Genomic DNA, 12,206 nt, shown 5'->3' on the forward strand with positions numbered 1-12,206 from the left:
GTGATGCCTCAAACCTCAAGGTCTTTATCGTTGACGGTGATTGGGTTGGGACAGATGGGCGGCAATATGGCGCTCACGCTTAAAGCAGCAGGGTTTGCTGTAACCGGCACGGATGTCTTTGACGCCGCGCGTACCAAGCTCGCATCACTTGGCTTGAATGTTGTGACGCCTGATGCCCTACCAGCCAGTGATGTCTACCTTCTATCGCTGCCGACCTCAGCCCATGTGCGTGAGGTGCTTGAAACCTCCCCTGGTTTACTCGCGCGGGCGCCTCGGGGCAGTGTGATTGTCGATACCTCTACCAGTGACCCTGCCGTAAGTCGTGAATTGGCTGAAAAAGTGATGGCCGCAGGGCTTCATTGGCTGGATGCCCCGGTCAGCGGCGGCCCCAAAGGGGCGGCCAGCGGCAAGCTAGGCATGCTGCTAGGCGGCGATGAAACCACCATTGAACGGGTCAGGCCGATGTTGGAGGCGATGTCCGCCAAATGCACCCATGTGGGTGGCCCAGGCAGCGGCCATGTGGTGAAACTGGCCAATAACTACCTGTGTGCGGCGCACCTGATCACGACCGCCGAGGCAGTTGCCATGGCCGCCCAAGCTGGTGTTGACCCCGCTGCTTGTCTGGCAGGCATCAATAGCGGCTCCGGGCGTAGCGCTATCAGTGAGGTGAATTTCCCCGAGTGGGTGCTGAGCGAGCGCTTCGACTCTGGCTTTACCACGGGATTGATGCGTAAAGACCTGCGCCTGGCGCGGGAGGCGGCTGAGCAGTTGGGCCTTCCTTTACCGCTGCTACAAATGGTTGTCGATGCTTGGCACGACAACACCGAACAGCCCACCGATAGCGATGACTTCAACCATATCACCACGCCGATTTTAGCCCGTGCCAGCCAAGCGGAGGGTAACCAATGAATTCACTCAGCCAACACGCCAGCGACCAGCTTGCCGCACTCCTAAACGGCTTTGGGTTAGCGGCAAAAACGCCGTTGAGCAACTGGATCGATGGTGATCTGGTGGCCGGAGAAGGTGAAGAGATCACGCTGATCAACCCGGCGACGGGGGATGCGCTGGTCAGCTACCGCGATGCGGGTGTGGGCTTGATTGAGCGGGCGACACAAGCGGCGCAGCGGGGGCAACGCGAATGGATGGCGCTGACCGCCAGCGAGCGTGGGCGGCGCATGAATGCTGCCATACGTGCGCTAGAAGGCCATGAAGAAGCGCTGGCGCAGTTAGAAAGCGTGGTGGCCGGTAAGCCTATTCGTGACTGCCGGGCCGAAGTAGGCAAAGTGCGCGAGATGTTCGAATACTACGCGGGCTGGTGCGACAAGCAGCACGGCGAGGTCATTCCAGTGCCTACCTCGCATCTTAACTATGTGCGCCACGTGCCCTATGGGGTGGTGGGGCAGATCACGCCCTGGAACGCGCCGATGTTCACCTGTGCCTGGCAGCTGGCACCGGCCATGGCGGCGGGCAACGGGGTGGTGCTGAAACCTTCCGAGCTGACCCCTTTCACCTCGGTCGTGATTGCCAAACAACTCGAACGTGGTGGGCTACCTAAGGGGTTGATCAATATCGTCAATGGGCTGGGCAAAACGACCGGCGCGGCGCTGACCGACCATCCCGCCATAGGCAAATTGGTATTTGTCGGCTCGCCCCAAAGTGGACGGATGATTGCCGAGGCGGGGGCCCGCCGCCTGGTGCCCAGCGTATTAGAACTGGGCGGTAAATCCGCCAATATCGTGTTTGCCGATGCCAAGTTAGACGAAGCGGTAGCTGGCGCCCAGGCGGCCATCTTTGCGGCGGCGGGCCAAAGCTGTGTGGCAGGATCGCGCCTGTTGATCGAGCGTTCGGTATTTGAGCAAGTCACTACGCGTTTGGCTCGCGCGGCGGAGCAGATTCACGTGGGCCTGCCCAGCGATGAAGCCACCCGTATGGGGCCGCTTCAGAATCGCCGTCAATTCGAGCAGGTAACGCGCATGATCGAGGCCGCAGAAGCGCAAGGCGCGAGAGTGCTGACGGGTGGCAAACGTCCTGAAGGTTTGCCTGACGACGCCCAGGGCTATTTTATCGCGCCTACCGTGCTGGTGGATGTCACCCCTGATATGGAGATTGCCCAACAAGAGGTCTTTGGGCCAGTGCTCGTCGCGATGGCCTTTGACAATGAAGAGGAAGCCATTCGATTGGCGAACGACACCCGCTTTGGTTTGGCAGGTGCGGTATGGAGCCAGGACGTGGCGCGGGCACATCGTGTGGCCGGTCAGCTGCGTGCTGGCACGGTATGGATCAATAGCTACAAGGCCATCAGCGTGATGTCACCGTTCGGTGGCTTTGGTGACAGCGGTTTTGGTCGCTCCAGCGGGTTGGATGGCCTACGCGAATACACCGTGCCACAAAGCGTCTGGGTGGAAACCGCGCCAGAAGCCAGCGTGGCGTTTGGTTATGGCAGTGGCGTCGGCTGATCTAACGCCGGGTCGCGGAAGGCTTGCATCCAGCGCTGTAGATGGCGCAGTAGCAGGATGCTGGCCTTGGGCTGTTGGCGCCCTACACGGGTGACCATGTGGGCCTGAGAGCGCTGAAATAGCGGGTGATCGACGGGGCGTGCTACCAGCGTTCCCACTTCCAGGTCGTGGGCGACGGCAAACGCGGGCAGCAGGGTAATGCCCATGCCGCTGCGGACATATTGCGCCAGAATCACCATGGAGTTGGTGTTCATCGCCATGCGGGGGGCAATGCGAGCCTGCTGGAAAGCTTGATCGACCATTTGACGCACGCCATGGGTGGTATCCCACATGGCCATCGGCTGATCGCTAAGCTGAGTTAGCGTGAGCGGGGTGGCTTGGCAGGTCAAGGGATGACTGGGCGAGAGAATCGCCATCAGCGGCTGCGGGCTGGAGGCCCAGAAACGAAGTTGGGGATGAGTACGCTCATGGAACATCAAGCCAATGTGGCTGTGATCGCCCACCACCGCCTCGATGATGCCCGAGGTACCCGCCGTGTGGATGTCGAGCTGAATGCCCGCATAGCGTTGAGTGAACTCATGCAGAGGAGAAGCCACCAAGTCGCTGACAAACCCTTCGCCAACGGTCAGGGATATCTTGCCGGTCTCCATGCGCTGATAGGACTCCAGCGAGGCAATGAATCCTTCATCGAGGGCGCCACGACGTTCACAATACTCAAGCAGCATCTCACCTACGGGAGTAGGTGAGATGCCGTCGCGCTGGCGCTCCATGAGCGTCGCACCCAGGGCCTCTTCCAGCAGCGCAATTTGCCTGCTGACGGCCGAGGGAGCGATATCCAAGCGCGCTGCCGCTCGGCGCACAGAACCAGATTCCAGGGTAACGCGGAAGTACACTAAGCGTTGATGAGGTATGTCCATCGATAGCCGTTATACCTCTGCGGGATTGCCCCTTGACTGTTCGTTCCATGCCGCAAAGCTTGCTACAAATACTTCAACAATTTTTGCAGCTTGTTCATATCGGAGGAGTCGCCGACGAGGCGGACGTCTCCTGCCACCATGCCGTCCAGAAACGCCTGCTGGGTAGGCTTCTTGAGAATACGCAGCGCCGCGTCTTGATCGCGAAAGCGCAGCTCAAGATCTAGATCGACGGGCAACCCCTTGCCGGTGGTGATGCCGTTAGGCGCCATCCGGTAGTAGCGGGCGGTGCTTAAGTCTTCCGTAGCGACACCCCAGTCCAGGCCGCGCATGCGCTCGAGCTGCTCACGAAAGCGCGGCTTGCGGCGCAGGGCTCGCTTGAGCATAAAGCCCAGCAGCCACAGCGTCAGCGAAAGCTTCATTAGGAAACGGCGTCCTTGAGCGCTTTGCCTGGCTTGAATGCCACGTTTTTGCTGGCCGGAATCTGCAGCGGTGCGCCGGTTTGCGGGTTTTTACCGGTGCGGGCAGCGCGCTCGCGAACGGTAAAGGTGCCAAAACCGATCAAGGCGACGTCTTCGCCCTTGGCGACGCTGTTGGTGATTTCGTCCAGAATGACGTTGAGCACTTGTCCCGCTTTGTCTTTGGACAGGTCAGCACTTTCAGCAATCGCGGCAGCGAGTTCAGGTTTGCGCATAAAGGAATCTCCCTTGTGAAAAAACAGACATCAATGTTGTTGGTTGCTCGGCTTACCCCAGCAGGCGGAGCTTTTTTAGCCTAGTCGCGAACGCGGCGAAAATCAGCCTAGCAGGGTGGGGGCGGCTCTGGAAAGCTCCACTTTCCTTCTCACACAGCCGCCTGTCAACGCAAAACCAATCAAACGACCGTCTTTATCTTCGGCCAAGGCGGTGAAATCGTCACCGTCGCCTTCGATTCGCCAGCGTTTGGGTGGCTGCGTTGGGGGGTAGGCCACGATGGGCAGTAGCGGCGTTTTGACCACCACGGGCCATGCGCCAAAGCGAACCGCGGTAGGCGTGCCAGTGAGCGTCGCCGCCAACGCTTTAACGCTGGCTTGCAGCGGCTGGACATACATGGCGTTCACACCGTCGATACAGGCTGCATCACCCAGGGCATAAACGTTAGGCTGGCGAGTGCGGAGGTGGCGGTCGACGTGAATGCCGCTGGCACTTACGGTTAGGCCAGCGGCCTCTGCTAACGCCGTGCGTGGTATCAAGCCGGTGGCGAAGAGGACGAGATCTACCGCGTGCCGCTCGCCGTTATCCAAGTGCAAAGCTACGGCGTTGTCGGCCGCTTGGGAAAGCGTGTCCAAGCTGCGCCCTAGTGCGAGGCGAATGCCTGCCGCGTGAAACGCATTGGCCAGCGCATGACCCAGTGGTTCGGGCAGCAGCCGCGGCAGTGGGGCGCTCTCCGGCGCGATTACGGTGAGTTGGTGTCCGCCTGCGTGCAAGTCATTGGCGAATTCACAGCCAACGAGCCCGGCCCCAATGATCGCCACGCGGCTCGGCTGAGTGAGTGCTTCATGCAGGTGCCGGTAGTCGTCTAAGTCATTGACGGTAAAGCAGCGCTCCGCCAGTGCGCTGGGCACGCTGAATGGCCTGCGAGGGGCGGCACCGGTGGCCAGCACCACGTCATCGTAACGAAGCGTGGCGCCGCTGCTCAGGTGTAGCGTTTGGTTATCCACATCTAGATGCGTCACTTGGGTGTGGGTAATGACCTCGGCATTGAGTTCGTCTGCCAGTGCACTGGCATCGCGCTGGGCGAGCTTGTCAGGGCCGAGGCGTTTGGCAAAGCCGGTGGAAAGCAGGGGCTTGCTGTAGTCATCGCCGCTGTCTGCACTGATCAGCGTGATAGTGCGTGTATCTCCCTGGCGTCGCAGGGTACGCGCTAGCCCCACGCCTGCCATGCCGGTTCCGACGATCGCCAGAGCAGTTGAGTGAGGAGAGGGCGTGGAAGAGGTCGTGTGTGAGTTGGGCATACCGTCCCCTGACGTCGGTGGAACAAAAGCCTATAAACCACCATGTTACACTAGCTCACTCTCAATTGACTGCCCTGGAGGCCTAGGTGACCGCCCCCGAGTTTTCACTCTTTCCTCAGTGGCTGCCGGTGGCCGCTGCTCGGCCAGCCATGAGCGCGCCTTGGTGGCAGTGGGTCGCCTCCACGGATTCGTTGACCGCCCGCCTGATGGCCGCCGGTAAGCCGGGCGCATTTCGGGTGCGCGTGTTGCGCCAGACCATCGGCCTGCCCCAGCGCGATGAAGCCCTTGCCCTGGGCATTGCACACCGCCGCTATGCGTGGCTGCGTGAGGTGGCGCTGTGTATCGATGAAACGCCGTGGGTCGTGGCGCGTTCGGTGGCATCGCTTCACCACCTGCAGGGCAAAGGGTTGGGCAACTTAGGTGAGCGTTCGCTAGGCAGCTGGCTATTCCAGAAGCCTGATTTGGTGCGCGGGCCGCTGGAAGTAACGTCGGCCGCGCCGCCATTCAACCGGCTGACGCTGGGATCGTCGGCCAGTAGCCTTTGGGGGCGGCGCTCCGTCTTTGAGCACGGCGGGCTGTCGTTGCTGGTGCAGGAGTACTTTTTATCCACCATGACAGATGCACTGAGCCTGCCGTCGCGCTAGGCTAACGCAGCGACTTTTTCGACGAGGTAAGCATGAGCATGGACCGTTCTCTGTTGCGCCCAACCGGGTGGGCCCGCCTGACCGATTTCCTACAGCTAATGCGCTTGGACCGGCCGATAGGTACTTGGCTGTTGATGTGGCCAACGCTATGGGCGCTGTGGATCGCCTCGGACGGGGTGCCGGGCCGCGATGTACTGCTGATCTTCATTGCCGGGGTGTACGTAATGCGCGCGGCAGGCTGCGTGGTGAACGACTACGCCGACCGCCACTTCGATGGCCATGTAAAGCGCACCCGGCAGCGGCCGCTGGCCACCGGCCGTATTAGTGAAACCGAGGCGCAGCTGCTGTTCGTGGCGCTGGTGGCGGCGGCCTTCGTGTTGGTCCTGTTGACCAATTGGTTTACCGTGCTGCTCTCCTTCGGCGGTGTGCTGCTAGCGTTCATTTATCCTTTCATGAAGCGCTATACCCACTTTCCCCAAGTGGTCCTGGGGGCGGCGTTCTCCTGGGCGATTCCGATGGCGTTTGGCGCCGTGCTCGGCGAGGTGCCACTCGTGGCGTGGCTACTGTTCAGCGCTAACGTGCTATGGACAGTGGCCTACGATACCCAGTACGCCATGGTCGATCGCGATGACGACCTGAAGATCGGCATCAAATCCACGGCGGTGCTGTTTGGCAGTGCCGACCGTCTCATCATTGGCTTGCTGCAGCTTGCCACCCTAGCGTTGTTGATTTGGGTGGGGCTGATGGCGAGCCTGGGCGGTTTCTTCTGGCTCGGTGTGGTCGGAATGGCGGTAACCTTTGCCCATCAACAGCGTTTGATCGTTCACCGGGAGCGTGATCGCTGTTTCCAAGCGTTTTTGAATAATCACTGGTCGGGGCTCTTGGTCTTTGCCGGCATTGCTCTAAGCGAGTGGCCCGTGGCTGGCTAATATTGCTGGGTGTCATAGAATTGTCATTAAGTCATGGTGTTATCGTCACAGACATGTCATTGAACCGTTTTCGCATACATGAGCTTTCTTAGCACACCGTGAGGCCCTGGAATGACCGCCAAGACCGTACTGATCGTCGATGATGAGGCGCCCATTCGCGAGATGATCGCTGTGGCGCTGGAAATGGCTGACTATCGCGTGCTTGAAGCGGATAACGCCCAGGATGCCCACGCGATGGTCGTAGATCATCAGCCCGACCTGCTGCTGCTGGACTGGATGATGCCTGGCACCAGCGGCATCGAATTGGCACGCCGTCTCAAGCGCGAAGAGGCTACTGCGGAACTGCCGATCATCATGCTGACCGCCAAGGGCGAAGAGGATAATAAGATCCAAGGTCTGGAAGCGGGCGCCGACGATTACATCACCAAGCCGTTTTCGCCCCGTGAGCTGGTAGCGCGCCTGAAAGCCGTTCTGCGTCGGGCGACCCCGCGCGGCGTGGAAGATCCCATCGAAATCAATGGGCTGCTGTTAGACCCGGTGAGCCATCGTGTTAGCGCGCATGGCAAGGCGCTAGAGATGGGCCCTACCGAGTATCGATTACTGCAGTTTTTCATGACCCACCAAGAGCGTGCCTATACCCGTAGCCAGCTTCTCGATCAGGTGTGGGGCGGCAACGTGTACGTAGAGGAGCGCACGGTGGACGTGCACATTCGCCGGTTGCGTAAGGCGCTAGGGGAGGCGCACCAGAATTTGATTCAAACAGTGCGGGGCACTGGGTATCGTTTCTCTGCTCGGGTGTAGTCGTGCGCCTGTGGAGCCGTGAATGGTGGCGCATTACCTGGCTGGCGCTATTGGGCATGTGCCTGGGGTGGCTGGTGGGGTATCCCGGTGTGGGGCTCGCCGCTGGCCTCTTATTCTGTTTGATTTATCACTTGCGCCAATTAAAGGCGCTGTTCCAATGGCTGACGCTTCACCCTCACGATGAGCCGCCCGCGGCAACGGGGCTTTGGGGTGAGCTTTTCGATCGTCTCTACCGCTATCAAAAGAGCCAACGCATCACGCAAAGCCGCCTGCGGGCGACCCTTGCGCGTATTCAGGAATCCTCGGAAGCGATGCGTGATAGCGTCGTGATGCTGGATCGGCATGGTGATTTAGAGTGGTGGAACAGCGCGGCTACCGAGATGTTGGGCCTGCAAACCGCCCATGACCGCGGGCAGCATATTACCAACTTGCTGCGCGACCCACGCTTCATTAGCTACTTCAATGCCCGGGAGTATGGCGAGCCGCTAACACTCACCTCACCCATCGATGAGCGGCGTATTCTGCAGTATCAAATCACGCTCTATGGTGATGACGAGCGCTTGGTCATGGCCCGGGACATTACGCGCTTGCATCGCCTCGAACAGATGCGCCGTGACTTCGTAGCCAACGTGTCTCACGAGCTGCGCACACCGCTGACCGTGCTGTCGGGTTACTTGGAAACCTATGGCGATTTGAAAGAGCTGCTGCCGCCCCGTTTGGGCAAAGGCATCGGTCAAATGGAGGAGCAGACCAAGCGCATGCAGAACTTGGTCAACGACCTGCTACTGCTCTCTAGGCTCGAAATCGATCGAGGGGGAGAAGATCACCAGCCGCTTGCCGTCGGGCCGATGCTGGAGAGTATTCGCCGCGATGCGCTGGCGCTGTCTCACCAGCAACACAGCGTGCAGATCGTACTCGATTGCGAAGCGCGCCTAATCGGCAGTGAGCAGGAGCTGCGCAGTGCGATCTCCAACTTGGCATTCAACGCAGTGCGCTATACGCCGGAGGGAAGTCAAATCACGCTCCGCTGGGCGGCTCTGCCCAATGGCAGTGCCTGCATCGAAGTGGACGACGACGGTGAAGGGATCGATCCGGTCCATATCCCGCGTCTCACCGAACGCTTCTACCGCGTCGATAAGGGCCGCAGCACCGCCACCGGTGGCACTGGGCTGGGCCTGGCCATTGTAAAACACGTTCTCCTGCGCCACGATGCGCAGCTCCAAGTGGAGTCGTTGCCCGGTGAAGGGGCACTGTTCCGTTGCGTATTCCCGGCCACTCGGGTGGTCAACGATTAAAAACGCCGCTCGGCCACTCGTTTCACCGGCCTCACCTCGTACACTCAATCCTTCCTCATTCGTCGATTTGCATAATCTATGTACAAGTGTGTCATATTGGCATGTAAGCATGGTCAAACACCGCGCATGTGCCATATGTAGCCAATTAACTCGCTATGAAATCGCGGCTGAAGCTATTTTGGCATGGCTTTATTTTTTTATAAACTATTGTATTTACATGTATTTTTCTATTTTTTTGAAATTTTGGCATGTCGGATGCAAAAATTCTGGTAAGGAAGATTACCGCAGGAACTGGTAAGACATGAAGTCGCTCTTCCTTACTAAAGCGGTATTTCACAGCGATCGAGGAGGCGGAATATGATGTCCAAGGAACTACTCAAGAAAGCTGGTATTTTAGGTGTAACGTTTGGTTTGGTAGCAAGCCCATTGGCTTTTGCCCAAGAGCCTGCTGACCCGGCCGACAATATTTCTCCAGATGAGCAGCCGGTAGAATCTCAATCCAGCAATACTGGAATGACATCTGATCATGGCAACCAAGATTTAACCCATGACGAAGGCGATAACGCCAGCGATATGGAGCCGAATTCCATGAGCGATGACTCGGATGCGACATACGACAGCACCGAAGAGCTTCCGGAAGAAAATAGCGGCATGTAAGTTGTAACATTTATTTGCAAAGCTGTTAAAAACTCTTACGCTTAGGAGTGAGCATTTAAGGGGCAAGGATGTCCTATAGCAAGGATGCTCAAAGATTCATGGAAAGAATCAGATAACGATCAATACGCTGGTCAGGGGATATACCAAGGTTGGCACCCCGCAAAAGGATAGGAAGCCAGACGTCAGTATCGTTGACAAGTAAGAGTGACCAAGACCCCGCCCTGCGGGGTCTAATTTTTTGTGCCTGCGGCATATGCAGAGGGTATGTAAGGTTTTCTTTAGAACGAGCCTGCATGAAAGTCTGCGGAATCTTTCTTAAGGTGAGTCATTCTGCGCCACGTACACGGCGCATGTGTCATTATTGCACAATATATTTGAGGTATTTTTTACGTTGCTGCATTATATTGCGCACAATGTAATTTGTATAAATACATGTTTATAAAATAATTTTTTATTTTCTATGTAATTTGGCATCTTGTGTGCACTAACTAGGTGTTAAGTTAGCCATTAGTCGTAGGCGCTCATGTGTTCTGGTTCTGGCCTACGCCGACTGGCTCCACGTTAAAGGAGTACGTAGCGATGTTATTTAACGAGTTAGCGAAAAAGACGGCTGTTCTAAGCGTTGCATTCGGTTTGGTTGCAAGTCCAATGGCCTTTGCCCACACGTCCATTGAATTGAATAAAGACCGTTCTGCAGGTCACGATATTATCGAGCCAAGCTCGCACAATACGTCAGGTCCGGCCCAGTACTCTACTAGTGACCTGATCCATGACGAAGGTGACACGCTGGATTACTCTACGTCTAGCAGCGCCAACGACTCAACCGATACAGCCACCCGCAAAACGGGCTATGACGCCAATGAGCTGAACCGCGACGAAGGTGACGGTATCCGTTGGTAAGCTCAGCGCTATATCCCTAAAACCCCGCCTAGGCGGGGTTTTTTGTGTCTATGCCTCCCACTGACGCGACGTCAAGGATTCACTACATCCTGTGTGCCGCGATAATGCCCGTCCCACATGAGCACTGCTCCTGCGACGGCGCCGGGTATCAAAAACAGGTTGGCAAGGGGAATCCAGGTAACCAGCATGATCAACCCGCCGTAGGTAAGGCTGGGCCACCAGCGTCGCGAGAGGCGGCTGCGCATATCACGAAACGTGACTTTGTTATTATCCATTGGATAATCCAGATAGGTGATCGCCATCACCCAGGCGGAAAACAGCGCCCACAAAAGCGGCGCAAGTAGGTTGAGGCCGGGAATCCAGCTGAGCATGAACAGCGCCGCCATGCGCGGCAGAATATAGCCCAGCTTGACCAGCTCGCGCCCCAGTGCGTCGATGGCCGTTTTAGCCAGTCCGCGATCGTCCAGCGGTTCCCGCCCGGTGGCTTGTCGCTCGACTTTTGCGGCAAGAAAGCCGTAAAACGGTGCGGCAATGAGGTGAGTCACGAGGGTGAAGGTGAAAAAGATCACCACCAGCAGGCTAACGAAAAAGAGCGGCCAAATCAGCCAGGAGAGCCACTCCAGCCAACCGGGCACCATGGTCATGGCGCTATCCAACCAGCCTGAAAAGCCCTGGAATACGACGCTGAGCATACTGGCGTAGACGATGAGGTTGACCAGGATGGGGAGGAAAATGTAGCGCCGCAGCCCTTTTTGATACACCAAACGCGTGCCTTGGCTCAACGCCGTGATGGCATCCACCATGTTGTCTCCTTTAAAAACGCCCAGATGAGTCATCTGGGCGTATTGCAGGAGCAATGACCTGTCAGGTCAAGGCTTTTTCAGCATCTTCTGATCTAGGGTGTCGGGGTCGCTGTGGCGAATATCCAAGCCTTTCACCAGGTAGACCACGTACTCCGCCAGATTATTGGCGTGGTCGCCCACGCGCTCCAATGCTCGGAGAACCCACATGATGCTCAACACGGAACTGATCGAGCGCGAGTCTTCCATCATGAACGTCATCAGCGAGCGCATGGCGCTGCCGTATTCGTCATCCACGGACTCGTCTTCCCGCACGACCTGCATGGCAAGCTCGGTATCGAAGCGGGCAAAGGCCGTCAGCGCATCGCGTAGCATCTTACGCACGTGTTCACTGATATGTCGCACTTCTACCAAACCACGAATACTGCTGCTGTTCTCACTCAGCAAAAGTGCGTTACGGGCTATTTTGCTGGCTTCGTCGCCTATCCGCTCGAGATCCGACGTGGCGCGAATGACCGCTAGTACCAAGCGCAGGTCAGAGGCGGCTGGCTGACGACGCGCTAGGACGCGGGTACATTCGTCATCGATCTGTAGCTGCAGGTCGTTGACCTGGCGGTCGTTGTCACGCACTTTTTCGGCGAGACGGCTGTCGCCTTCCAGCAGCGCGTGAACGGCATCTTGCACCTGTTTTTCCACCAGACCGCCCATGGCCATCAGGTGGGTTTTCAGCTCTTCCAGCTCCTGGTTGAACTGGCGAGAGATATGCTGGCTGTGGGTATCGCTCGTAATATCCATTGAGCACTCCTGACGTAACGTC

Annotated in this window: 14 protein-coding genes; 8 read left to right on the forward strand and 6 right to left on the reverse strand. The window is 57.8% G+C overall.

Annotation, left to right across the window (positions count from 1 at the left end; translation table 11 throughout):
* Positions 1-3 precede the first annotated feature (3 nt).
* Positions 4-909 (forward strand): NAD(P)-dependent oxidoreductase, encoded by a 906-nt coding sequence (locus MHM37_RS05215; RefSeq protein ID WP_239296340.1) that lies wholly within the window; start codon positions 4-6, stop codon positions 907-909.
* Positions 906-2,456 carry an aldehyde dehydrogenase family protein gene (locus MHM37_RS05220; protein WP_239296339.1) on the forward strand — a complete coding sequence of 517 codons (1,551 nt, stop codon included), beginning with the start codon at positions 906-908 and terminating at the stop codon, positions 2,454-2,456. Before MHM37_RS05215 ends, MHM37_RS05220 begins: the two co-directional genes overlap by 4 nt.
* Here MHM37_RS05220 and MHM37_RS05225 read toward each other — a convergent pair.
* The 4 genes from MHM37_RS05225 to MHM37_RS05240 form a co-directional block, all read right to left on the reverse strand.
* Positions 2,435-3,373 carry a LysR family transcriptional regulator gene (locus MHM37_RS05225; RefSeq protein WP_153843574.1) on the reverse strand — a complete coding sequence of 313 codons (939 nt, stop codon included), beginning with the start codon at positions 3,371-3,373 and terminating at the stop codon, positions 2,435-2,437. The two genes, MHM37_RS05220 and MHM37_RS05225, sit on opposite strands and share 22 nt — an antisense overlap.
* Positions 3,374-3,435: 62 nt before the next feature.
* On the reverse strand, positions 3,436-3,792 hold the full coding sequence (locus tag MHM37_RS05230; RefSeq protein WP_044629301.1) for a hypothetical protein: 357 nt from the start codon (positions 3,790-3,792) through the stop codon (positions 3,436-3,438).
* Positions 3,792-4,064 carry an HU family DNA-binding protein gene (locus MHM37_RS05235; RefSeq protein WP_018918476.1) on the reverse strand — a complete coding sequence of 91 codons (273 nt, stop codon included), beginning with the start codon at positions 4,062-4,064 and terminating at the stop codon, positions 3,792-3,794. Before MHM37_RS05235 ends, MHM37_RS05230 begins: the two co-directional genes overlap by 1 nt.
* 102 nt (positions 4,065-4,166) lie before the next feature.
* Entirely contained in the window at positions 4,167-5,363 is a 1,197-nt protein-coding gene (locus MHM37_RS05240) for an FAD-dependent oxidoreductase (protein ID WP_153843573.1), read from the reverse strand.
* An 86-nt stretch (positions 5,364-5,449) separates the two neighbouring features.
* Between MHM37_RS05240 and MHM37_RS05245 the strand changes: the two genes are divergently transcribed.
* The 6 genes from MHM37_RS05245 (at position 5,450) to MHM37_RS05270 (ending at position 10,589) form a co-directional block, all read left to right on the forward strand.
* Positions 5,450-6,007 (forward strand): chorismate lyase, encoded by a 558-nt coding sequence (locus tag MHM37_RS05245; RefSeq protein WP_231125625.1) that lies wholly within the window; start codon positions 5,450-5,452, stop codon positions 6,005-6,007.
* Positions 6,008-6,045: 38 nt separating this feature from the next.
* Entirely contained in the window at positions 6,046-6,936 is an 891-nt protein-coding gene (gene ubiA / locus MHM37_RS05250) for a 4-hydroxybenzoate octaprenyltransferase (protein WP_239296353.1), read from the forward strand.
* A 111-nt stretch (positions 6,937-7,047) separates the two neighbouring features.
* A complete protein-coding gene (phoB, locus tag MHM37_RS05255; RefSeq protein WP_054640735.1) occupies positions 7,048-7,737 on the forward strand; it encodes a phosphate regulon transcriptional regulator PhoB in 690 nt (229 codons plus the stop codon).
* Between the two features lie 2 nt (positions 7,738-7,739).
* Positions 7,740-9,032 carry a phosphate regulon sensor histidine kinase PhoR gene (gene phoR / locus MHM37_RS05260; protein WP_139526112.1) on the forward strand — a complete coding sequence of 431 codons (1,293 nt, stop codon included), beginning with the start codon at positions 7,740-7,742 and terminating at the stop codon, positions 9,030-9,032.
* 357 nt (positions 9,033-9,389) lie between these two features.
* A complete protein-coding gene (locus tag MHM37_RS05265; RefSeq protein ID WP_331250800.1) occupies positions 9,390-9,689 on the forward strand; it encodes a hypothetical protein in 300 nt (99 codons plus the stop codon).
* 579 nt (positions 9,690-10,268) lie between these two features.
* Positions 10,269-10,589 carry a hypothetical protein gene (locus MHM37_RS05270; protein WP_139526111.1) on the forward strand — a complete coding sequence of 107 codons (321 nt, stop codon included), beginning with the start codon at positions 10,269-10,271 and terminating at the stop codon, positions 10,587-10,589.
* Positions 10,590-10,660: 71 nt separating this feature from the next.
* Here MHM37_RS05270 and cysZ read toward each other — a convergent pair whose 3' ends face one another.
* Together cysZ and phoU are read right to left on the reverse strand one after the other, a co-directional pair.
* Complete coding sequence (cysZ, locus tag MHM37_RS05275) at positions 10,661-11,392, reverse strand: sulfate transporter CysZ (RefSeq protein ID WP_139526110.1); 732 nt, start codon at positions 11,390-11,392, stop codon at positions 10,661-10,663.
* A gap of 66 nt (positions 11,393-11,458) precedes the next feature.
* Positions 11,459-12,184, reverse strand: coding sequence for a phosphate signaling complex protein PhoU (gene phoU, locus MHM37_RS05280; RefSeq protein ID WP_139526109.1), 726 nt, complete (start codon positions 12,182-12,184; stop codon positions 11,459-11,461).
* Positions 12,185-12,206: the final 22 nt, after the last annotated feature.

This window comes from Halomonas sp. MMH1-48 (assembly GCF_022348105.1).
Classification (GTDB): domain Bacteria; phylum Pseudomonadota; class Gammaproteobacteria; order Pseudomonadales; family Halomonadaceae; genus Vreelandella; species Vreelandella piezotolerans.

What these genes read in the sequence shown, in the direction of transcription:
- MHM37_RS05215 (WP_239296340.1), top strand. Translation starts at nt 4, where the DNA reads ATGCCTCAAACCTCAAGGTCTTTATCGTTGACGGTGATTGGGTTGGGA.
- MHM37_RS05220 (WP_239296339.1), top strand. Translation starts at nt 906, where the DNA reads ATGAATTCACTCAGCCAACACGCCAGCGACCAGCTTGCCGCACTCCTA.
- MHM37_RS05225 (WP_153843574.1), bottom strand. Translation starts at nt 3,373, where the DNA reads ATGGACATACCTCATCAACGCTTAGTGTACTTCCGCGTTACCCTGGAA.
- MHM37_RS05230 (WP_044629301.1), bottom strand. Translation starts at nt 3,792, where the DNA reads ATGAAGCTTTCGCTGACGCTGTGGCTGCTGGGCTTTATGCTCAAGCGA.
- MHM37_RS05235 (WP_018918476.1), bottom strand. Translation starts at nt 4,064, where the DNA reads ATGCGCAAACCTGAACTCGCTGCCGCGATTGCTGAAAGTGCTGACCTG.
- MHM37_RS05240 (WP_153843573.1), bottom strand. Translation starts at nt 5,363, where the DNA reads ATGCCCAACTCACACACGACCTCTTCCACGCCCTCTCCTCACTCAACT.
- ubiA (WP_239296353.1), top strand. Translation starts at nt 6,046, where the DNA reads ATGGACCGTTCTCTGTTGCGCCCAACCGGGTGGGCCCGCCTGACCGAT.
- phoB (WP_054640735.1), top strand. Translation starts at nt 7,048, where the DNA reads ATGACCGCCAAGACCGTACTGATCGTCGATGATGAGGCGCCCATTCGC.
- MHM37_RS05265 (WP_331250800.1), top strand. Translation starts at nt 9,390, where the DNA reads ATGATGTCCAAGGAACTACTCAAGAAAGCTGGTATTTTAGGTGTAACG.
- MHM37_RS05270 (WP_139526111.1), top strand. Translation starts at nt 10,269, where the DNA reads ATGTTATTTAACGAGTTAGCGAAAAAGACGGCTGTTCTAAGCGTTGCA.
- cysZ (WP_139526110.1), bottom strand. Translation starts at nt 11,392, where the DNA reads ATGGTGGATGCCATCACGGCGTTGAGCCAAGGCACGCGTTTGGTGTAT.
- phoU (WP_139526109.1), bottom strand. Translation starts at nt 12,184, where the DNA reads ATGGATATTACGAGCGATACCCACAGCCAGCATATCTCTCGCCAGTTC.